Annotated in this window: 21 protein-coding genes and 1 riboswitch; of the genes, 2 read left to right on the top strand and 19 right to left on the bottom strand. The window is 33.2% G+C overall.

The annotated features are described in order from the left end of the window. Nucleotides 1–267: 267 nt before the first annotated feature. The gene (gene nrdD / locus PNO30_RS07020) at nt 268–2451 is read right to left on the bottom strand and encodes an anaerobic ribonucleoside-triphosphate reductase (RefSeq protein WP_271965791.1); all 2184 of its coding nucleotides are present in this window, start codon (nt 2449–2451) and stop codon (nt 268–270) included. A gap of 406 nt (nt 2452–2857) precedes the next feature. On the opposite strand from nrdD, the gene PNO30_RS07015 reads away from it, so the two are divergent. After that, complete coding sequence (locus tag PNO30_RS07015; RefSeq protein ID WP_271965792.1) at nt 2858–3550, top strand: GTP pyrophosphokinase; 693 nt, start codon at nt 2858–2860, stop codon at nt 3548–3550. Nucleotides 3551–3610: 60 nt separating this feature from the next. Here PNO30_RS07015 and PNO30_RS07010 read toward each other — a convergent pair whose 3' ends face one another. The 9 genes from PNO30_RS07010 to PNO30_RS06970 all read right to left on the bottom strand — a co-directional run bounded on the left by PNO30_RS07010 (nt 3611) and on the right by PNO30_RS06970 (nt 12927). Further along, nucleotides 3611–4981, bottom strand: a complete 1371-nt coding sequence (locus PNO30_RS07010; RefSeq protein ID WP_271987680.1) for an APC family permease — start codon at nt 4979–4981, stop codon at nt 3611–3613. Between the two features lie 358 nt (nt 4982–5339). After that, entirely contained in the window at nt 5340–6479 is a 1140-nt protein-coding gene (gene grdD, locus PNO30_RS07005; protein ID WP_271987678.1) for a glycine/sarcosine/betaine reductase complex component C subunit alpha, read from the bottom strand. A 10-nt stretch (nt 6480–6489) separates the two neighbouring features. Continuing rightward, nucleotides 6490–8013 carry a glycine/sarcosine/betaine reductase complex component C subunit beta gene (gene grdC, locus PNO30_RS07000; protein ID WP_271987676.1) on the bottom strand — a complete coding sequence of 508 codons (1524 nt, stop codon included), beginning with the start codon at nt 8011–8013 and terminating at the stop codon, nt 6490–6492. Between the two features lie 55 nt (nt 8014–8068). After that, nucleotides 8069–9376: a glycine reductase complex selenoprotein B gene (grdB, locus tag PNO30_RS06995; protein ID WP_271987674.1), complete on the bottom strand. Its 1308-nt coding sequence runs from the start codon at nt 9374–9376 to the stop codon at nt 8069–8071. Between the two features lie 36 nt (nt 9377–9412). Next, nucleotides 9413–9874 carry a glycine/sarcosine/betaine reductase complex selenoprotein A gene (gene grdA / locus PNO30_RS06990; RefSeq protein ID WP_081459799.1) on the bottom strand — a complete coding sequence of 154 codons (462 nt, stop codon included), beginning with the start codon at nt 9872–9874 and terminating at the stop codon, nt 9413–9415. A 49-nt stretch (nt 9875–9923) separates the two neighbouring features. Continuing rightward, entirely contained in the window at nt 9924–11210 is a 1287-nt protein-coding gene (locus PNO30_RS06985) for a glycine/sarcosine/betaine reductase component B subunit (RefSeq protein ID WP_271987672.1), read from the bottom strand. A gap of 26 nt (nt 11211–11236) precedes the next feature. After that, complete coding sequence (gene trxA, locus PNO30_RS06980) at nt 11237–11554, bottom strand: thioredoxin TrxA (RefSeq protein ID WP_003147793.1); 318 nt, start codon at nt 11552–11554, stop codon at nt 11237–11239. 36 nt (nt 11555–11590) lie between these two features. Then, on the bottom strand, nt 11591–12535 hold the full coding sequence (gene trxB / locus PNO30_RS06975) for a thioredoxin-disulfide reductase (protein ID WP_003147792.1): 945 nt from the start codon (nt 12533–12535) through the stop codon (nt 11591–11593). A 23-nt stretch (nt 12536–12558) separates the two neighbouring features. Continuing rightward, nucleotides 12559–12927 carry a GrdX family protein gene (locus tag PNO30_RS06970; protein WP_271965797.1) on the bottom strand — a complete coding sequence of 123 codons (369 nt, stop codon included), beginning with the start codon at nt 12925–12927 and terminating at the stop codon, nt 12559–12561. A 69-nt stretch (nt 12928–12996) separates the two neighbouring features. Further along, a riboswitch (glycine riboswitch) is annotated at nt 12997–13093 on the bottom strand. 395 nt (nt 13094–13488) lie between these two features. On the opposite strand from PNO30_RS06970, the gene rarD reads away from it, so the two are divergent. Beyond that, nucleotides 13489–14406: an EamA family transporter RarD gene (rarD, locus tag PNO30_RS06965; RefSeq protein WP_271987670.1), complete on the top strand. Its 918-nt coding sequence runs from the start codon at nt 13489–13491 to the stop codon at nt 14404–14406. A gap of 60 nt (nt 14407–14466) precedes the next feature. On the opposite strand, the gene PNO30_RS06960 is transcribed toward rarD, so the two are convergent. The 9 genes from PNO30_RS06960 to PNO30_RS06920 all read right to left on the bottom strand — a co-directional run bounded on the left by PNO30_RS06960 (nt 14467) and on the right by PNO30_RS06920 (nt 22856). Then, nucleotides 14467–15345 (bottom strand): sulfite exporter TauE/SafE family protein, encoded by an 879-nt coding sequence (locus PNO30_RS06960; protein ID WP_271987668.1) that lies wholly within the window; start codon nt 15343–15345, stop codon nt 14467–14469. A gap of 13 nt (nt 15346–15358) precedes the next feature. Next, nucleotides 15359–16378 carry a proline racemase family protein gene (locus PNO30_RS06955; protein WP_204641734.1) on the bottom strand — a complete coding sequence of 340 codons (1020 nt, stop codon included), beginning with the start codon at nt 16376–16378 and terminating at the stop codon, nt 15359–15361. A gap of 32 nt (nt 16379–16410) precedes the next feature. After that, a complete protein-coding gene (locus PNO30_RS06950) occupies nt 16411–16884 on the bottom strand; it encodes a glycine/sarcosine/betaine reductase component B subunit (protein WP_271987665.1) in 474 nt (157 codons plus the stop codon). A gap of 14 nt (nt 16885–16898) precedes the next feature. After that, entirely contained in the window at nt 16899–17636 is a 738-nt protein-coding gene (gene prdD / locus PNO30_RS06945; RefSeq protein WP_271987663.1) for a proline reductase cluster protein PrdD, read from the bottom strand. A 117-nt stretch (nt 17637–17753) separates the two neighbouring features. Continuing rightward, complete coding sequence (gene prdB, locus PNO30_RS06940) at nt 17754–18479, bottom strand: D-proline reductase (dithiol) protein PrdB (RefSeq protein WP_271987661.1); 726 nt, start codon at nt 18477–18479, stop codon at nt 17754–17756. Between the two features lie 18 nt (nt 18480–18497). Continuing rightward, complete coding sequence (locus tag PNO30_RS06935) at nt 18498–18785, bottom strand: CBO2463/CBO2479 domain-containing protein (RefSeq protein WP_271987659.1); 288 nt, start codon at nt 18783–18785, stop codon at nt 18498–18500. A gap of 26 nt (nt 18786–18811) precedes the next feature. After that, entirely contained in the window at nt 18812–20743 is a 1932-nt protein-coding gene (gene prdA / locus PNO30_RS06930) for a D-proline reductase (dithiol) proprotein PrdA (protein WP_271987657.1), read from the bottom strand. Nucleotides 20744–20763: 20 nt separating this feature from the next. Further along, complete coding sequence (gene prdC / locus PNO30_RS06925) at nt 20764–22083, bottom strand: proline reductase-associated electron transfer protein PrdC (protein ID WP_334212534.1); 1320 nt, start codon at nt 22081–22083, stop codon at nt 20764–20766. A gap of 551 nt (nt 22084–22634) precedes the next feature. Beyond that, nucleotides 22635–22856 (bottom strand): hypothetical protein, encoded by a 222-nt coding sequence (locus PNO30_RS06920; protein WP_271987655.1) that lies wholly within the window; start codon nt 22854–22856, stop codon nt 22635–22637. Nucleotides 22857–22976: the final 120 nt, after the last annotated feature.

Here is a 22976-nt window from a genome sequence, read left to right as displayed (position 1 = left end):
AATCAAATAATGTAAAGAATTTAAAGGTTTTTATTTTTGTAGATTTAGGTTTTTATTTTCTTTAAACTTTTAAAATTATAGAACCTGACCAAAAAATCCTAAAATTTAACAGTTCATATTAGAACTCATAGACGCAGTGGTTTATTGATATCTAAATACGCTTTATAAAAGCTTTTTAGATATCTAATAAACTGTCCGGGGGTGACTCGACAAAATCTTGTTTCTAGAAATCACGATTTTTGAGTCACTCCCTATCAATAATTACTTTTATTTTAAGTGTTTAACCCTTGCTACAATTTCCTTATGACGACCTTTAATCATCGGACGAGCTTGTGGATTCCCTAGGTATCCACATGTTCTTTTTACTACATCGCAACTTTTCGGATCTCTATTTCCACACTCAGGACATTTGAAACCTTTTTTAGTTGGTTCAAATTCTCCCTCATAACCACATTTATAGCAACGATCAATAGGTGTATTTGTTCCAAGATATCCCACTTTATCATATGCAAAATCCCAAACCGCTTCTAGTGCCTTAGGATTTTGTTTTAGCACCGGATATTCACAGTAATGGATAAATCCACCACTAGCGTAATAAGGATAATCTTTTTCAAAATCTAGTTTTTCAAATGGAGTCGGATTCTTTCTAACATCGTAGTGATATGAATTAGTATAGTATTCTTTATCAGTTATGTTTTCAACTATACCAAATTTCTCAGTATCCATACGACAGAATCTATCAGTTAGAGATTCACTAGGTGTTGAATAAATACTATACCAATAATCCCCTTCTTCAGTCCACTTATCAACGCATTCTTTCATATAACGCATAATGTCTAATGTAAATTCCTTCGCTTCAGGATTTTTCTCCCAGTCACCACCATAAAATACACTTGCAACCTCATATAATCCAATATACCCTAATGATAGTGTAGAACGTTTATTATCAAATAGTTGTTTCACCCTATCTTCAGGTTTAAGTCGTTTCCCAAATGCTCCATGCATATAAAGGATAGGTGCATTTTGAGGTTTTGCTTCACCACAACGTTTTGCTCTGTAATCTAGTGCATCTTTACAAATAGCTAATCTTTCTTTAAAGATTTCCCAGAATTCTTCTTTACTACCCTTAGATTCTAGTGCTATTCTAGGAAGATTTAAAGTTACTACGCCAAGGTTCATACGCCCACTTTCTACAAGCTCTCCTTGTTCATTTCTCCACGCAGGTAAAAATGATCTACATCCCATAGGAGTTTTACAGCTTCCTGTTATCTTCGTAATTGTATCATACATCAAAACATCTGGATACATTCTTTGAGTTGCACATGCTAATGCAAGTTCTTTTACATCATAGTTTGGATCTGTTGGTTTTAAGTTCAAACCATCTTTAATAACAAAAATTAACTTAGGAAAAATAGCTGTTCTTTTTTCTTTTCCTAACCCATCTATTCTAACTTGCAGAATTGCTTTTTGTATTTCTTTTTCAAAATATCCCTCACCTAAGCCAAAACCTAGAGATGTAAATGGTGTTTGCCCTTGTGATGAATATAAAGTATTTATTTCATATTCTAAGGACTGCATAGCATCGAAAATATCTTTTTTCGTTTTTTTATCTGCAAAAGCTTTTTGTTTTTCTTCGTCATCAATCCACTCTTGAGCCATTTTTAAATTTTTCTCATAATTTAATTTAGCAAAAGGAGCAAGCACCTCATCTATTCTATCAGCACTACATCCGCCGTATTGACTTGATGCCACATTAGCAATAATTTGAGCCATTTGAGCTGTTGCTGTTTGAATACTTTTAGGACTATCTACATCTGCATTTCCTATTTTAAATCCTTTTGTCAGCATTTCTTTAAAATCGATTAAACAACAGTTTGTTAAAGGTTGATACGGAGAATAATCTAAATCATGGTAGTGAATATCTCCTTTTTGGTGAGCATTAGCTACATGTTTTGGTAACATTTTAAGACCTATCGCTTTTGCCACAATACCACTTGTTAAATCTCTATGAGTATTAAATACTAAACTGTCTTTATTGGCATTCTCATTAACTACATTTTCATCACGATTAACTAGTTTTTCAATAGCTACATTAATATCAAGACTACGTTCACGTTCAATATCTCTCATACTTCTATAGCTAACATACTCTTCATATATTGCTTCTTCTCCCAAAGTAAGTAGCGTATGTTCAACAATATTTTGAAGTTCATAAATTTTAATATTATCTTTAAATCTGTTCCCTATTTCAATAATAACATTATCAACAATTCCATCAATATTAACGCTATGATTTTTTCCAAATACAGAATGAATCGCTTTTTCTATCGCTTTATAAATTTTTTCAGCATCAAATTTAACTATTCTACCATCTCTTTTTATAACTAATAAATTATTTGTTAAACTATCTACCTTCGCTTGTGTGTATGAATATAAATTATTATTACGCATGTTATCCCTCATTCCTATATAATCTTAATTTAATAAAAACATTATAATACTATCTTATCTCAAAATATTTCCTCTGTCTACGGTTAATATTTCCCGGAAATCTAGAAATCCTATAGCGTAGCCTTTGAGGTCAATTGTGAATTTTTATAGCCTTACTGTTTTCAAAAAGATATCTTTGAAATCCTATAATATCGGCAATTATCATAGTTTACATAAATTTCTGTACCATTTTCTTTTCATTTCTATTTATGATACAGATTCTTTATCCTTAACATAATAATAAATAAAAATGACACTTAAAAAGTTCTCCTATAACCAAAAAAATTATTATTTTATTACTTAAACTATGTTTTAATCATATAATTTATGATAAAATTGTATTAAAGAATAAAGTGAGAAAAGACATATGAAAAAAACACAAATAGAGAAATTAACAGATCAATTATTTTCTATGGAAAATGACAACTCATTATTAATAAATGAACTAGAACCTTATGTTGAATTATTTATGCACTATGAATGTGCTATGCTTGAGATTGAAACAAAACTTAATGTATTCGACAAAGAATTTTCATTACATGGTGAGAGTAATCCTATCGAATCAGTCTCTACTAGATTAAAAACACCAATTAGTTTAATGAATAAACTAAAAAGGTTAAATTTACCCTTTGACATAGACACAATAAAAAACAATATTTATGATGTTGCTGGTGTCCGTGTTATATGTTCATTTAAAAACGATGTATATAAGCTTGTAGATGCCTTGAAACAACAGGACGATTTAACTGTAATAGCTGAAAAAGACTACATTAAGAATTACAAAGAAAATGGATATAGAAGCTACCACCTTATTGTAAAAGTACCTATTTTCTTGTCTGATAAAGTTGAACATGTTGCTGTCGAAGTTCAATTTAGAACTATAGCTATGGATTTCTGGGCAAGTTTAGAACACAAACTTCGATACAAGAAAAATCTTAGTGAGGAAAAAGAGAAAGAAATCGAACGACGCCTACTACTCTGTGCTGAAATAAGTGCCAAGTTAGACAATCAAATGCAAAAGGTTAAAGAAATTATAGAAGATGATTCACAATTTCTATAAGAATAAACCTCTAATATTAGGTAAAAATCCTATATTAGAGGTTTATTTTGTTCATATAACCTATTTTTCTAAACTATGTTTCATAGAATAACTAAAGTAAATCACTAAACCAATTAAAATCCAACTACCGAATATTAACCATGTCGATAACTGTATACCATATAATAATATTACAAATAGTAGTATAGAGATAATCGGTAAATATGGCATCCCTGGCATAGTAAAACCACGTTTGGCATTAGGATATTGTTTCCTAATTATGATAGTTGAATAGCTAACCAACGCAAATGCTATAATCCATGCTACATTAGCAAGATCAGCTAGTTGACCTAGCGGTAAAAATCCTGTTAACACAGCCATTAATATACCTGCTCCTATTGTCGTTGAACCTGGTACATCATTCTTATTCAATTCACTTAGTTTTTTCGGTAATAACCCATCCCTACTCATAGTGTATAATATTCTAATTGAAGCATACATAGTAGCTAATGGTCCTGCTAAAAGTCCTAATACAGCTCCTAAGGAAACTATTCCTGCAATTTTACCTTGCCCAACTACTTCCAATACATACGCAAGTGCATCTCCTTTTCCTAATTGTGAATATGGAACCATACCTGTTAAAATTAGACAAACAACAATATAAAAAGCTGTGCAGATTAGCAACGTTATTATAATAGATCTCGGCAATGATTTTTGTGGATTTATAGCTTCTTCTGCTGAAGTTGAAATAGTATCGAATCCAAGATAAGCGAAGAACACTGTTGTGGCTCCTATCATAACTCCTGATAAACCTTGCGGAGCGAAGCTATCAGTCCAGTTATTAGGCTTCACATAAAAGACTCCCACCAGAACAAATAGAATAATTACTATAATTTTAATAGACACCATAAAATTATTAACTAGCTTACTGCTACTCGTCCCTCTAAATAGCACTAACATAATCAGTAAAACAACGACTATAGCCAAGATATTTCCATAGCCACCCTCAGAAGGCAAACTAGTAAATTCTCTAGGTATTTTGACCCCAAAGCCTTCTAATAAATTTTTAAAATAGCTGGACCAACCATTCGCAATTGCTGCCCCTGCGATTATATAACTTCCTCCAAGAAGCCATCCCATCAAGTGTGCTACTACTTCACCTAAGGTCATATAGCTATACGTATAAACGCTACCGCTTGATGGTATTGTCGATGATAGTTCCGCATAACATAAGGCAGTTAGACCGCAGGCTAATCCCGCAATTAAAAACGAAAACACTACAGATGGACCAGCCTTAGAAGACGCTTCTCCTGTAAGAACAAGAATCCCTGAACCAATTACAGATCCTACTCCTAATAACACTAAGTCAAAAGTTCTCATAGTAGGCTTCAAAGTTTTTTTATCACTTCCATGAAGTATTGTTTCCAATGTTTTTTTTCTAAAAATCCTCATCAATCTCCCCTCCCATTATTCACTCAAATTACTTTTTCATCTCTTCTTTAAACTCATACTTCAATAAACTAAAAAGTAGGAATAACCTTTCCCATATTAAAGAAACTAGAACATCATGAACTTATAATTGTTCAATCACTAAATTACTTCACATAGCTCTCTAGAGAGTTAGTAATACTCTATTTTAGTATCAATAAACTATCCAAAACTATATTTACTAATATTATAATTATTTAACAACCCTAATCTCTCTAATAAACATCATTTAAAAGTTATTCCCACTTAAATTAATATTTAACTTATATTATATTCTTATTTCTAATGTTTAATTAATAATAATTTTACCCTTTTTTATATTTTAAGAAATATATCCTGCTTCTTTTAGAATTTCTTTTGCATTTGGTTTTTTAGAAGAATTTACTAGAACTATTGGTCCTGTGCATCCCATTCCACTTTCTGCATAGATACCATGTTTCCATAATAATTTCGTAGCATCTTCAAGATCCAATATGTCTACTCCTGATATTTGTGAAGTTACTACTTCTTTCTCAGGTACTTTTACTTCCTCAGTATTTGACCCTTCTTTTTTAACTTTTAATTTTGAAATTATTTCCCCTAATTTGGCATTATTTGCTTTTTTGTATTCTAGTTTAGCTATTTCATTAACTTTACCTTTAGCTATCTCATAAGCATATTTCAATGCGTTTGCTACAACTGGTGACCCTGATGCTCTTGACAAGATTAATATTCTTCTGTCATAATCTTCACCAACACCTGGACCATAACCATAGCCACTAGCCTCATAATCTCCACCTGTATTAAATGCAGAAAATACCTTCATAAACAAGTTTCCAGTTAATGAATCAACAACCATAACATCCGGTGTAGCCATCAATAAATCATTCCCTCTCATTACCGATCCACCATCTGCTCTTTGTGATGTTGCAAATTCAAAATTGTACCCATTACCTTTTAGGTCTAATAATATTTTTTCAACTTGTCTTGCACCTTCTACGTTTGCAATTCCTACTGTAGGATTTTCTATTCCTAGTGATTTCGCAGTTGCAATACCGTATAATGTATTTCTCACCATAGCTTCTACTCTATTAGTAGCAGAAGTACCTGTAGTTGTTGCAAGAAGCATTTCACGCCCCCTAGCAGGTGTAATAACCCTACCTACTGTAGAAACTCCAATAGGAAAGTTATAGTGCATTGTAACACAAGATGCTATTTCCCCTCTATCTAATAGGTCTTCCATTATTTTATGAGCTTCTTCTTCATCTTTTGCTTCATATGATTCGAAGTCCTTATGTCCTTCACCTATTAAAACTATATCGAATATAGGATTTTTAGCTAATATTGCACCTTGAACTAAATTTTCAAAGCCATGTTCACTACCCAAAGTTGTTAAACCAACTTTTAATTTTTTGCCAAAGTTTCCTGTTTCTATAGCATTAGCTACTTCTAGCAATACTTCTGATATAATTTTTTTACTCATAGTATCACCCCTATTCTTCTAGCATTTCTTGGGAAATTTTTCTCATTGATTCTGCTATAATTTTTCTTATTTCGTCTTTAGAAATTCCTGCAGTTTCTCCTTCTACAGCTCCACTATTTCTTTCAATTACAATAGATACTCCATCGAATAAGTTAGTCATTCTTCCTAGGAATAAACTTCCTTTACCTACTATCATGGCACGGTTTTTATCGCCTTTTGTAAGATCATCAATTAAAAATCCTACATATGGCACACCTGAAGGAATATGTCCTTGAGTTGGAGCCCATCCAGGTAATCCTTTAGCTTCGATGAATGATTTTAATTCTTTTTTCTCAATATCTCCGCGCATCGCTGCTAAAGCTGCAATCATTTTGTAGTTAGCCTCAGGAACATTTCCTGCTCCTGCAGATTTAGTAATATCTGGATTTTGCATTTCTACAGAAAATACATCAACATCTGTAATTTTTAGGTTAGCTTTATCTAATGGATTAGCTACTAAAGCTCCCATTACAGCCTGTGGTGAAGATCCTGTTCCTACATTATGTTTTCCTACTAAATCAGTTCTTATTATTGGATTTACTCCATCATTTTCACCGATAAGAACAGCAAATCCACCTAGTACATCTTCAAGAACTGGTAGACCTTTTTTAACGTGATCTTTACCATTCATTCCAAGTTTAGCACTGGCTCCACCCGCAACCACTAAAACATTTTTGTAAACACCAGATTTTACTAACGCTGATGCACTTATTAAAGCATGAGTTGGTGCTGCACAGAAACCTCTAAGGTCAGAACCAGTAGCATTAACCAATCCTACAACCTCAGCTATAGATTTAGCGAAGTTACCACCACCACGTTGGTTAATATCTCCACACGCTTCTTCAGAACATTCAACTACATAATCAATATCTTCTGGATTTATTTTATAACTACGAAGCAATTCTAAAGCTGAAATAACTCCAGAAGCTTTAACTACTAGATTTTCAAATATAACATGAGCATTCAAGTTCACATCGACATCATGAGCTTTTTTAACATAACCTACTACTTTTCCTTCGTGAACCAATGCTTCAAAATCATCTTCTTTATCGTTTATATCAGTTCCTTCTAATTTATCGAATAAAGGAGCTAGCTCTTTGAAGTTTTCCTCTATTTTCGGACGAACACTGGCTACAAACTCTTCTGATAGTTTTACTAAATCAAAAGCATCACAGATTTTCATCAAAGCTAAGAACTCATCTTGAGGAACGATTTGTCCAAATTTTCCGTGACGTTGACCTTGCTCGTCTTTAATATCATACCAAGGCATTGGATATGCTTTTAACTCATCAGGAGTTTTGTTTCCGATATACACTTGGTTAGGTAAGTAGTTAACTACTTCTTCATATGAACGAATATGATTCGATACTTCTTTTAAAAACTCAGAATCTGGATTCGTTACTCTTTCTATTGAGCAAGTAGATCCATTTCTTACTATCATATCTGGTGTGTGAACAAGAATGTATCCTGCTCCCTTAAATACTGGATAATTCATAGCTATTGTGTGCTGAGGGTAAGATACCTACCCTCAGCTCCCCTTTCTTTATTTTTTATTCGAATACTGTTTGACTATCTACTTCAACAGTTAAAGCATGTAATGCTTTTTCTACAAGACCTCTTCTTAGTTTTTTCTCTTCATCCGCATCTAATTTAGGATTTCCTAATGGGTGAGGAATTGCTATAGTAGGTACGATTCTGTTCGCTCCTACTGTTAAAGAAATCGGTACTACTGTACACATGTGAACCACAGGTATACCCGCTCTCTCTATTTCTTTTACCATCGTTGCACCGCAACGAGTACAAGTACCTCAAGTAGAAGTTAAGATTACAGCATCTACTCCATCAGCTACTAATTTTTGTGCATATTCTTTTGCAAATCCTACTGCACTAGCAACGGCTGTACCATTACCCACAGTTGTATAGAATTTTTCATGTAAACTTCCAATTTTACCTTCTTTGACAAAATCTCTCATTACATCAACTGGTAATACTCTATCTGAATCTTCATTTGCATACACTGGATCATATCCACCGTGAGCTGTTTCATGAGTTTCGGCAGTTAAATCGTTGAATCCTTCTAATGAGTATTCCCCATATTTAGAAGCTGAAGATGATTCAATATGATCTGGATTGCCTTTTGGCACGATTCCTCCTGAAGTTACTAAAGCGATTTTCGCTTTAGTTAAATCTTTAACCGCTGGATTTGGTTCTACTCTATCGAAGTTAGGCATTGGATATTCTGTTTCAAATTCTTCACCTTTAATTTTCTTAACAAGCATTTCAACCGCACGTTCAGAACCACGTTTTTCACTAAAGAAGTTTACACGAACTCCTCTTTCATGGTATCCTTCTTCTTTTGGAGATAAGATTTCTTCTCCTTTAGCTAATTTTGCTGCGAATTTAGCTAATTTAGGTAAAGCTTTTCTCATACCTGCAGCACTATCAGATGTTTCAAGAATATAAACTTCTTTTCTAAACATATCTGTACCAGGGTTTTCTACATACATAGCTGTTACCGCTGGAATATGAAGTTTATCTTGAACTGCTTTAGTAATAGTACCTGCTGCAACTCCATAACGTCCTGCATTAAAAGCTGGCCCTGCGATAAATAGTTGAGGATCATATCCTTTAATCATATCAATAAGTTCTACTTGAACTTTTTCTAAATTTTCATTGAAGTAGCTATCTCCACAAACTACTGTAGCTACTACTTCGAATTCTTCTCCCAACTTGCCTTGTAACTGAACACTAATAGGTGGTAATTCAGTTCTTAATTCTGGTGCAATGTGGGCTTTTTCTTCTCCACCTACTCCGGCGAAGAATTGGTTTATATAATGTACTACTCTTATTTTAGACATTTTAATTTCCCCCTATATTGTTATTCAGACAATAAACTACTCTCCACGAACATCTTTCATTTCACTTGCGATTTCATCTACATCTAATACCATTTCCATCATTCCTACTTGATCTTCATAGATTGCTTCATCTATTTGTGATTTAATTTCTTCTTCTACAATGTGATATACAGCTAGATTAAGTTCTACTCCAGCAAGTGGTCCTGCGAATGTTGGATCTCCCACTGTTACAGTTTCAGCTGCTAGACCAGCAGCTTCGGCTTCTGCAGCACCTAGTAAAACCACAACGTTTTCGTTACCGAATTTTTCGGCAGCTTCTTTAATACGTTTTTGGTTTTCTAAGTCCATAGCCCCTGCAGCCGTTCAGACAAAACACTCAGTAGATGAAAATACTACTTCTAATCCCTCAATTGGTTTTACACATTCTTCTATAGCTAATCCTGGAATCCCATCACGGTCACCAATGATAACTACTTTTTTATTAATAAGATTTACCATTATCTTATTCCTCCTTGTTCAAATCTATAACATTTATTATTTTGTTTAATTAGAAAGTTTTGGCACTTAAGTAACCAAATCCTGTTTCGTTAGTAGCACCTGTAATAGCTTGGATTTCTACTTCAATAGTACCATCTTCTCTTAATGAGTCTTGGTTACCACCAGCAATTACGTTCACTACATCGATGTGTCCTATAATTTTATCTAGTTTTGGTAATACTACTACTTGGTTAGCATTTCCACCTGTAACTACAGCATTAGCAGCTACGTCAGCATCAGCTAAACTTTGGCTGGCTCCATCACGTCCTGCATATTCATCTGTCACAATAACTGTTTTAACTTGTTCCGCTTCAATTTTTTTACAATTCATTATTAAGTCAGTATCTGGATTACCAAATCCTTCTTGAGATACGATTACCGCATCTAAGTTTAAGTAACGGCAAAGTTTTGCGGTCCAGTTAGATGAACGTTCTTTATCCATTAAATAAACATTTTCATTAGTAATTATTACACCTAAGAAGTTAATTTCTTTACCATGTTTTTTATATAGGTCTTCAATAACTCCATTGTTTAAGTGTACATAAGTTGGGTTTTTATCACATGCCGATACACAGTTACCACTTACAATAGCACCATCCATGATTTCTGTTGGATATAGGATAGTTGGTACTATTTGTTTTGCATCAACACCGTATACATAAGTATCATGTAATAGTCCTTGAGTTTGAAGCATGTATACATATCCTACTTTTGGAAGATCTGGATATTCAGCAATTTGTTCTAATAGCGGTTTTGTTTCATAAACTTCTACTTCTTCAGGTTCTAAAGTACGAGCTAATTCTGCAATGTAGCGAGCTGCTTTAAACCCAATATAACGAACTGCTTTTTCATGTTCGTGTTGTTTAATTCCTTCTTTTGGTTCAGCGATAACGATTAAATTATTAGTTTTTGAAAATGGAGTATATTCAGCTCCAACTCCAGTCATATCGATGATACCTTCTTGGAATCCTACTATTTTACCAGTAGTTACAACAGCCATACCTTTAAGGGCGATAGTTCGTCCTTCTCCTACAGTATCTACTTTTGAAAGTATACCAGGGAATATTCCACCACGTCCTTCAATTTTTACACGAGGTTCAATTACATCCTTAACTGGAGTAATACGAACACTTTCACCAGGACGAGCAATTTCTAAATCAACAGATTCAATTGCATCATCCTCAAAAACAGCTTTTACAAGCTCTTCTTTATTTACATATAATACATTTGCCTCAATTTTTGATTCTGCAGCAAATTGTATATCTTTAATATGAATCTTTCCTAATTCAAGATGCATACCTAATACCTCCCTTTGAGTTAATTTTAATAATATTTTTTAATCATAGCTTCAATATTAGGAATAGTTGCATCGTCTTTAGTTACTTCTTCGACTTTGCTACCATCTTTATATATCGCTAATGTTGGTAACCCTAAAACTTTTTGTTTAATAGCAAGTCTTCTTGCTTTTGTTGTATCTAGAGATGTAAATTTGATTTTATCTCCATATGTTTCTGCCAATTTGTGGACATCAGGCATAAGAGCTTTACATGGTTCACAACCTTGGCTCCAGAAGTCTACAAACACATATCCTTCTGCTTCCAATACTTCTTGTTCAAAGTTTTCTTTATTAAGTTCTAACATTTTCTTTTTCTCCTTTTGTTATTTTATTTTTAAATTTTATTCAAATTTCTCAGCAATATATTTTTCAGCGCGAATCGCTGCAACAGCTCCATCAGATACCGCAGTAACTACTTGGCGGATATCTTTAACACGACAGTCACCAGCTACGAATACACCATCTACATTTGTTCTAGTGTCTTCTCCTGCTTTAATGTACCCATCTTCTGTCATTTCAACTTTTCCTTCAAATAGTTTTGTTTGAGGAATGTATCCGATAAAGAAGAATAATCCCATTGTTCCATCTTCTTCGTCAGCTTCAATTACATATTCTTCACCAGTTATTAAATTTTTCAATCTAATAGCTTCTAATATTCCATCTCCGATTGCTTCTGTAACTACAGTATTTCCTAAAATTTCAATTTTTGGATTGTTTTTAGCTTTTTCTGCAGTAACTTTTTCACAACGAACATTTTCTCTTCGGTATACAATTGTTACTTTACGAGCAAATTTAGTTAAGAATAAAGCTTCTTCTACAGCACTATTAGCTCCACCAACTACATAAACATCAAGCCCTTCGAAAAAGTCACCATCACAAGTTGCACAGTAAGAAATACCTTTACTTTCTAACTCTTTAATTCCTGGTGCATCTAACTTCCTTGGAGACGCTCCTGTTGCAATAATTACTGTTTTAGCAGTATAATCACCACTTACACATGTAACTACTTTTTCATCTCCTTCAAGTTCAACATTAAGAACTTCATCTTGTTTTATTTCAGCTCCGAAACTCTTAGCCTGCTCAACCATTCTTGCTGTTACACGAGGTCCTGTTGGATCTTCCACCGCTCCAGGATAATTTTCAATTAAGTGCGTAATCGCAGCTTGCCCCCCATTTTTAGATTTTTCAAGAACCAAGGTACTTAATTTTGCACGTGAAGCATACAAAGCAGCAGATAATCCAGCTGGTCCTGAACCTATAATAATTACATCATAATGTCTACTCATAATTATTCTCCTTTAGTTATTTTTTATAAAATTCTATTTATCGCGTTTATTATTAAATCATGATCAATTACACTAAAATCATCTTTTACTCTATCAGTCCACTGAGGCACTTCTCTATTATTTCTAAATTTTTTAAATGTTAATATCGCATCTGAGATTAAATTAACCGACGTTATATCCAAAGAATTTTTTTCTTTTATGACAATCGTTCTATAAATTGTTTCATTTGGTTTCACACTACCATAAAGAGGATGTGTTACTATCTCCCAGTTTTCATGAACATAGTCTCTTACCTTTCTTAAGATATCTATATAACTCACATCTAAATACTCAATTTCTATATCTTTTAAGTTTTCCTCAATAAACTTTGGATTGTTAGTTATTAGTTTCATGTTGTTCCTCCTAAAAAATAAAAACAGAAAGAAAGTTAGCTTTCTCCCTGTTGTCTTGCTTCAGAGTTCTGTCCTAGTATGGTCTTTTTACCTGAGAATTTCATTAATATTTGCCAAATATTAACTTGTACCTTCGGTGTCTTGCGTCCTCTCCCATACTACTCTTACAGTATATTTCCTTATATTTTTATTTTATACTATTTCTCAAATAAATTAAAACGTTTTCTTAAGTGCTATAATTGGTTCTCTAAAATATCTTAGCATAAAGATTTACATAAAATATAATTAATTTTTAAGAAAATGTATTTTTTAAGCTTTTATATTTTAAAATATAAAAAATATATTTATTTTTTTGATATACTATTTTTATAAAGTTAATGAATTATAATGTTGCAATTGTAATATATATAATTTGTCTAAATATACACTAAAATATATAAATATGAAAATAATTTGAATATTTTTCAAACAACTGAAAATTTCCATTGAAAAATATTGCTATTTTCGTTATACTTAATTTACTACAAAGTAAGTAAATTTATTTTATAAAGGAGGAATATTATGAATAATACTCAAAAAAGTTTAGTAGCTATTCTTATTTGTTACTTTTCCTGGGGACTCTTCCCCATATATTTTAAACTACTAAAAAGCATAGGTGCATATGAAGTTTTAGCAATGCGAATTCTGTGTTCATTTATTTTTATGATTTTAGTAGTAGGAATTGCTAAAAATAAGAAAACTATTTTTGAAGAAATAAAAAAAATCTGGGATAACAAAAAAAGTTTTTTGCTATTAGTTCTAGCTTCATTTTTAATTACTGGAAACTGGCTAACATATATAATCGCGGTAAATACTAACCACGTATTAGAAGCAAGCTTTGGATACTACTTAAATCCAATTGTTACAATCATCTTAGCTGTGGTATTTTTAAAAGAGAAATTAACTCGTACACAAACTATAGCTTGCCTCTTTGTTGGAGGTTCACTATTGTACTTATTTATCTCACTAGGCTCTTTACCTTGGATATCTATCATGCTTGCATTAACATTTGGACTTTATAGTCTATGTAAAAAGAAAATTATTCTTAGTCCTAAAGCTAGTCTATTAATTGAAACTGCAATAGTATCTCCAATAGCAATAATCTACATGGGCTATCTAGCATCAAATAATTCTGTAACATTCCATACTTTTGGAACAGATACACTAATTTATCTATTATTATCTGGTGTCGTTACTGCAGTACCTCTAATGTTATTCGCTAAAGGAGCAACGGATATCCCTCTATATATGCTGGGAATTTTACAATATTTACCACCTACAATGCAATTTTTCATTGGAATTTTTGTTTATGGAGAAGAATTAAGCGTTCAAAAATTAATATCTTTCTCAATAATTTGGGTGGCAGTTGCAGTCTTCTGCTATTCTGCTATTTTATCAATGAAAAAACAAAATTTAGTTAGTGAAAGTCATAAAAAATAAAAATTTCTGAAACACAAAAAGCGAAGTTTGATTTCCCAAACCTCGCTTTTTACTTTTATATTAAGCTACTTTTTTAGTACCTTGTCTAATCATAGAGATACCAGTTACGATAACTACACCGATGATTACCCATGTTAGTACTGCAAGTGGCATGCTCTTAACTAATGTATAAGCAATTGTTACCCCAATTACACCACCGATTGTGATAGCTACAGAACCAATTCTTGAATAGTTACCAGCTTTAATGAATTCTGGTGAACCGATAGCCATAAGTCCTGCACAAGATCCCATCATAATTGGGAATGCTACTAATGGGCTAAGTCCTAACATGTAAACCATAGCCATACATGGCGCATATAATCCTACACCAGCCATCATAAGTGCTCCAAGGATGAAGTTCCCTACAATACCGATAATAAGTTTGATTCCTGTTAATCCAACAGCTTCGTTACCAGCTCCAAGAGCTTTTAACCAACCAAGTTGACCAGAAGCCATTAAGAATGCTGTTACGATTAAACACACACCCATAACAAGTTGGATTTTTTTCTCAGGAAGTTTATTTACTATTCTTGCACCTACTAATGCACCTGCAATAGCTGCAGCAATCATTGAGAATAAAGTAATACCTTCAACTTTAACCCCTGTTAAGAATAATACTGCTTCCAGAATAACCGGAATTGTATGAGCAACGTTTAGTGTACCTGGAATTTTTTTGTCAGTATCTAAGAATTTAGTAAGTTTGAAAAATAATGTTGTTGGCGCGAAACTTCCGATACCTAATGTATCGAAGAAGTCAGTTATTAATCCGATGAAGAATCCAAGAATTGGGTTTTCTTTACCTAAGTCATTTTTGTGTTTTACAAGGTCTACCACTAGAGATGCAAGGAAGAATATCCCTCCAGCTCCTATAATAATTAATAATACCGTTAATAAATTCATATTTTCTACACTCCTATCCTAATAAGAATCCGTATGTAAGTGAATCATCTGGATCATAAACATAGTTACTGAATCCTAAGATGTAACCAGAACCTGTAATTTCTGGGATAATAGCATCAAAGTCAGCTAATTTACGTTCTTCAACGATTCTACCTTTGAATAATGTACCTAAAATACTTTCGTAAACAAAAGGTTCACCTGGTTTTAACTCACCTTTTGCATATAATGTAGCTAATTTAGCTGAAGTACCAGTTCCACAAGGTGAACGGTCAATGTTTCCATCACCAAATACTACAACATTTTTAAATGTAGCTTCTGGGTGAGATGGTTTGTCATAAATTTCAACTAAGTCTACAGTTTTAATGTGAGCTAATGTTGGGTGTTGGATTTCAATGTTAGCATTAATTGCATCACGAATTTTTAATCCAGCTTCTTTTAATTTAGAAGCATTTTCTGGTTTAACTTCTAAACCAAGTTGGTCTGCAGAAATAATACAGAAGAAACTTCCACCAAATGAGATATCAAATTTAACGTGTCCTACTCCTTCTACATCAAGTTCTACATCGCGTTTATATAAGAATGACTCAACGTTTCTAAATGAAACTTCTTTTACTTTAGCTCCATTGTCTTTTAATTTAGCAGTTGCATAAATTAACCCAGCAGGTGTTTCTACAACAACTTCTTTTTCAGTTGCACCTTCTTCAACATCTACCATACCTGTTTCTACGGCTGCTGTAACTGCTGCAATAGTGTTGTGTCCACACATGTTTAAGTAACCACCAGTATCCATAAATACTAATCCAAAATCAGCTTCTTCTTTTGTTGGTGGTAATAAGAATGCTCCAAACATATCTTGGTGACCACGCGGTTCAAACATTACTGATTTTCTTACATCATCAAGGTGTTCGATAAAGTATTGTTTTTTCTCTACCATATCTTTACCAGGAATTTTTGGAATTCCTGCTGTAACTAAACGAGCAGCTTCCCCTGCTGTATGTGTATCTATAACTGAAATCATTTTATTTAGTTTCATAATAATTCACTCCTTAATTATTGCCTTTGTTGTTATTTGTTATTTGCATCTTGTCTCATTTTAAGTTTTAATAATGCTAATGCCTTTCTGGCATCAGTATAATCAACATTATTTTGACAAACTATTTCTGTTTCTACACCGTCTTCAGATTTATTAAAATCTAAAACGAACTTCGTATATTGATTTTCAACTACAAATTTATGTTTACCCATAAATTTTAGTCCTACGATAGAAATTCCACGCTCTCCTATTTCAAACATAGTATTAGCATAATCAACATCACTATTTCCCCAACCATCCGCTGAGATAATAGCTCCATCAGTTCTCATTGCTTCTAACCATGTTGCAGCTCGCCATCCTACTAAATGTTTTAATCGATTATCCTGTGGAGTTCCCACTACAACTACTCCTTGAAAATCAATATCTGGATCACTTGCTAGTACATCTAATAATGGATCTCTAAAGTGGTGTAAGCTTGTTTCTTTTGTAGATGGTCCGATACCCATAATAACACCTCTTTCTATACCATTGCTCTTATCGCACCATCACGATATTCATTAGCTGTTAGTAGCACTGGCATATTGTTCATATCTATAATAGAAATACCTTTATCTATTCCACTAGGTTCCATTGGGAATAACTGATTATCATACATCATCCCTTGTCCTGCAACTTCTTTAACTAAAGCTACTTTAGGTTTTCCAGGATTTTTTGGATTATAAAATTCGTGAACTTCATCAGCATCACGTCCGCTAAGAACTTTCATCACTTCTCTTATATTTTGTAAATATACATCTGATAATTCAAAAATAGAAAATGCTAAAGCCCTATCGAAATCCATATCTGGTTTAATAATAACATCAATATGTATTAAATAATCATTATCAGCTGGGGAACCTGCTTTATTCAGCACAAGTTGCTCCTTTAAAATACCTTCTGAAGAACCAAATTCATGCATTTGTTCTCCTTTAGTATTCGCACCTGTTAGTAACATGTAAACCCCTGTTAAAGTATGCGTAATCCCTTCACCAAGTCTTCCTAAAACCTTTGTAGATATAGGAACTATATCCATTATAGTATTTACATAAAAGTCATGTTCTCGAGGTTTTATTACTTTCACCTCTACACTTTCAAATATATTTTTATCATATTCAATCTCTGTTGGAATAATAAGTTCATTATTTTCAATTTTAACTTTTTTCCCTAAAACAACATTTTTTATGTGAAATGCTTTTATTTGCAATCTCTCTTTTGACATAACTATCAATCCCTTACTATTTTATTTACTGTATTAATACAGCGTGTAAGTTGTTTACTAGTACAGATATTTCGTTAAAAAAGAAGAGGGACACCCGTCCCTCTTCTGATATTTCTCCTACACGTGAGCAATATACTCAAATGGAAGAGGAACTATTTTACCTGAACTTGGTATTTTAATTAGTTGCTCTAATGTTGCTTTTAGAATTTGTGTTTGTTGCTCAACGTTTCCTGGTTCTCCTGCGTTTGCTCCCATTGGTACAAGTGGTGCAACAGCTCTAGGAGTACCGTTTTGACGCACTACTGGAGGTAGTGCTGCTATTAAGATTGTTGGAATACCTGCTTCCTCAATTGCTCTCTGCACGATCACGGCAGTTCTGTGGCAAGTACCTCAACCAGCAGTTAAAATAACTGCATCAACATTTTCTTCTTTTAATTTTTTAGCAATTTCTGGTCCTGTAGAGTTTGTGAAAGCCTCTTGGTCTCCACCACCACCCATGAAACCATAGTGGAATTCTGCTACGCTACCGATAAATCCTTCTTTTGCAAGTTCGTGTAATCTATCGATTGGGAACATACAGTTGATGTCTCTGTTTGCATCAGCGTTATCATATCCACCGTGTGATACCATAAGATCTGTACTGTGAGCAGTATCTGGGATTTCACGGAATGTAGTATCCCCTGCTAAGTTAAATCTTTTATCTGTTTTTAAGTGAACTCCTGCTGCTGTAGCTAATGCTACTTTCATATCTTTTAACTCTTTAGTTACTGGAGCCCAAACTGGTTTTGGTGTAATAGGTACAAAAATTTCTGATTGTAGACCTTCAAATATCGTTAATGACATTCTAATTTCTCCTTCCTACTATTCTTCATTTAGTCTGTTTTTTACTTCTTCTTGTAATTTTTTTGTGTTTAATATTGCATTTACATAATGTTCGTCAGGTTCTTCGCTAATAACTTCTGGATAACTCAGTAAAAATGCTACCTCTTGGCCGATTTTTACTGGATAATCAGAAATTAACATTCTCATAGGAATTTTAAATTGCCCTAAGCGTCCTTTAATGTCTATCGTAACGCTGGCGTCGTTATGATCAACTATAATCCCTTCGAACACTCTTTCTGTAGATGCATATTTTAATTTTTCAATCATAACTTATTTCCTATCCTCTTTAAAAATTAATCTTCTTTTTCGTAGATTTCTTGACGTTTTTTAGATTTTGGTAATACTTGTTCGTTATCAAGTAATTCTACTTTTTGTCCTGTAGTTTTTTCAATAACTTCTACGTTATTTAATTTAACGTTAGGATTCCATTTTCTTTCAGCTTTTTTAATTGTTCCGCCACCCATTTGTGTTTTAAGCATTGCTAAAGCACGGATAGCATCTTCTTTACATAATGTATTGTTTGAAAGAATTTCGTTTTCAATACCTTGTTTAGATTTGTTGTTATCAACCATAGCTTTCATGTATTCGTTACCTACTACAAGAGCACCTTGTACTGCTGAGTAAGTCATACCAACTACTGATACTCCACGTTTACCGATTTCTTCAATGTGAGAAGCGAAGTCGATATGGTTGTTACCAAATCCTTCAGTTGTTACGATAGCACCATCGATATCCATTGCTTCGATAGTCATACCTACACGTTTAGATACATAGAATTTTTCTGAGTTAGCTTGAGGTGATCCAACTAATAATACCCCTACTAAGTCAATTTCTTCATCAGCCATTGCTTCAAGTACTAATGGTTCACGATAGTAGTGACGAGAAGTTTCTTTAGAAGCTGGTCCAATACAAGTTAATGCGTGGATACCACCGTCTAAGATTTCTGTTGGTGCAAGCATTACTGGTAGGTTACCAAGGTCAACGTTTGGTTTAGCACCAAGTGTACCAACTGGTTCTACTGGTAAAATTAAGTTATCGTGCATAGCACCTTGTCCCATGATTTCTTTAACGATTAATACTTTTTTGTTTCCTGGGTGACGATATTGTTCAATATTGATGTTTCCAACTACTAGGCTTTCATCGTCTAATTCTTTAAGAGCTTTACGAATTTCTTCTGTAATGTGGTCGAATGCTTTGTGAGCTGCTAATGGTCCTGGACGTTCCATGTTAGCTCCTGCTTTAATTGTAACTTGACCTTTAATGAAGATTTCACCTTTATCTGGAGCTCCTGGACGACCCCACATAATGTTACGTTCTAATTCACCTTCAGAAGAACCAAATTCCCCGATTTGAACTCCGTTAGCATCAGTTCCTGTAAGAACCATTACTACACCTTTAAGTTCACGAGTAATACCGTGACCAAGATCTCCTTCTTCTTTAACAGCGATTGGTTGAACGTCCATGATTGTTTCACTGTAAGTATCGTATTTATCAGGAGTGATAATTTCTAATTTAACACTTTCTACTAAAGCTTCTGATTCAGCAGCTTCTTTACATAAATCTTCTGCTGTTCTTAAAACTAAAGTAGTTCCTTTAATTTCTGTTTTTTCACCAAATTCTACTTTATCAATTTTGTAGTGTTTAGTGTGTAGAGAACGGATAAATTTAGGTTCTCCTTCGTGTTTTTCTTCCTCTTTAGCTGCTACTGCTTCTACTTTTGCTGCTTCAACAGCTTTAGCTTCCACTGCTTGAACTGGAGCTTGTGCTACTGGAGCTGCTTGTCCACCGATAGCTGCTAATGGAATTTCAAGGTTAATGTTTTCACCTTTTCCGATTTGTAGTTTTAATACTCCCGCTGGAGCTTGTACTTGAGCTACCGGCGTAACCGGAGCAACAGGCGCAACTGGTGCGCTAACTTCAGCTACTGGAGCCTCTACTACTTCTTCTTTTTCTTCTGCTTTTTCTTCTCCACCTTGTACGGCATCAATGATACCTGGTGTAATAGGTATTAGAGCGTCTGTTGTTTTTAATAATTTAGCTCCTAATACTTGTCCGATTGTTAATGCATCGTCTGGGAATGATAATAATCCTGAATCTACTAGATCGTCGAATAATCCTGGATCTTCTAAGTTTTCTGGACTAATTACGATACCTTCCTCAGCTCTGCAACAAAATACCGCTTTATCATTTAAGTGCTCTTTTGCAGTTTCTACTGTAATTGACATTACTTCTAACCTCCAACTAATTATTTATTATTATGTAATTCTAAGCTTTTATAGCTTCTGTATAAATGATGGTCAGTGGCACGAAGCACATGATCGGTACTATGATAAACTTTTACTCCTAACCTAGGAGCTACACCTGTCACGGTGTTAGTTCAATCTTGACAAGTACCAGTGATAACTGCTTTCGCACCATCTTTTTTCATTTTCAATACTTTTTCCGCTTGTCCTGGACAAATACCAGGTAATTCACAACGCAATCTACCATTTTTATCAGGTTTCATACGTTTACACATTTGAACAGATACTACTTCTGCACCCATTCCATCAGCTATTTGTCTCAAGCGTTCTTCTTGTGCTCCACATTCACAAATAAGTATTCCTACTTTTTCTTTTTCTTGTGGATATGGCATAGCTACAAGTAACCCACCTGTCGTTTTGTTGATTGGGTCTGTTTCTAATGCAGGTCGCCCTGTAAATGGACCACCACGCACTATTTCTCCGTGTGGATTAATATAACCACCAGCTTTATCTATAAATACGCTTATTGGTAATCCAATTGGTACATCTAGGAAAATACCAGGATTTTGAACACGACCACCAACAGTAATATCTTTATCAATAAGTGGTTTATCTTCTTCAATCGCTTCTACTATACGTTTGATAGTTTCCACGTTTGAAATAATTGCATTTGCTTCTAGTGGCAATTGACCTGGTTTTAAGATTACTCCAAGTGTTTCTCTTACGATAACTCTTTCATCACCAGCAGGATACATATTAGGCAAAATTTTAATACTAATATTAGGTTCATCTTTACATGCTTTTCCTAATGCTAGTAATGCTTTACGATATTTTGTTTTAATAGCAATATATCCTTCTTTTGCACCAGTTAATTCGACTATGTATTTTAAACCTCTAACTAAAACTTCTGGATGTTCTTCCATGAATCTTACGTTGTGACCTAAGATTGGTTCACATTCTGCTGCATTGGCAATAACATATCCTCCAGGAATTTGTGCAGATAACTTAATTCCAGTTGGGAATCCAGCTCCACCAACTCCAACGATACCAGCATCTTTAATTTTTTGAAGTTTATCATCAGTTTTCTCTAATCTAACATAGTCATCAGTTTGTTCTTTATCCAATTTAACAACAATTTCCATATCGTTAATTTCTTCTACTACACCTGATAAACTAGTGTGAATATTTGCCCCTAGCCCATTGGGGGTTGCAACTAGTTGACCACGTTTAACATGATCACCAACATTTACAATTGGTTGACAAGGACCACCAACGTGTTGTTTAAGTGGGATATTGATTTTTTCAACATTAAACTCTAACATTCCATTTTCCTCCTTTCTTTAAAATTTGTTTACAAGCAGTAGTTCCAAACTTCTACTACATTTATTGTATAACAGCACATAACTTTTTGTAAAGGTTTATTTTTATTAAAAAAACAATATATATTCAATTTTTTTTATATAAATATTACGTTTTCTATACAGAATGTTAGTAAGAAAGGATTTTCATTCTAATTTTTTTTAGACTTTTTATTTATTTAATTTATGTATAATTGAAAACAGTTATCAATTTACATAATCTCATAAACTATAACAATGTATACATTTACACATATAACAATATTTTATTAATTATAAAAAAAATATCTATTAATTATAGTTAATCCTATTATATCTACACACTAAAAACCTATAAAATAAGACTTTCAAACACTTTTTTACATACTTTAAATAAATACATGTTATACTACCAACTTGAAATTTATATATACATCTGTATTATAGAAGATGTATGTAAAAATTTATTTTTTAATTACAAAATATACCGACTCCGTAGTAGTTAGATTTTTTCTCTAACTTTCGAGTCGGTACTTTTATAATATGCTCCAAGATTTATATTCTATTTTTTCTAATATATTACTATCATTCAATATTTCCTGTTTTAATTTTAGAAGAAGTAGTGATGCATTAGTAATATTTAATTCACTTATATCCATCCAGTAAATACCGGCAAAATCATTTTTCTCATTGCCTAAAAATGTTTGTATCTCTTTTGACTGATAAGTTTCTATCTCTACATCATAAAATACCATCATATGATGGGAGTGACTCAAAAATCATGATTTTGATATGTACCCCTTTTACTGGACAAACCAGTGAAAGGGGTATTTTTTATGCGTTATAGTTATGAGTTTAAAGTAAAATGTGTTGAGATG

Source organism: Gemella haemolysans (assembly GCF_028308085.1).
Lineage (GTDB): Bacteria > Bacillota > Bacilli > Staphylococcales > Gemellaceae > Gemella > Gemella haemolysans_D.
Note: the sequence above shows the minus strand (reverse complement) of the source record. Positions and strands in the feature narration are given on the sequence as shown.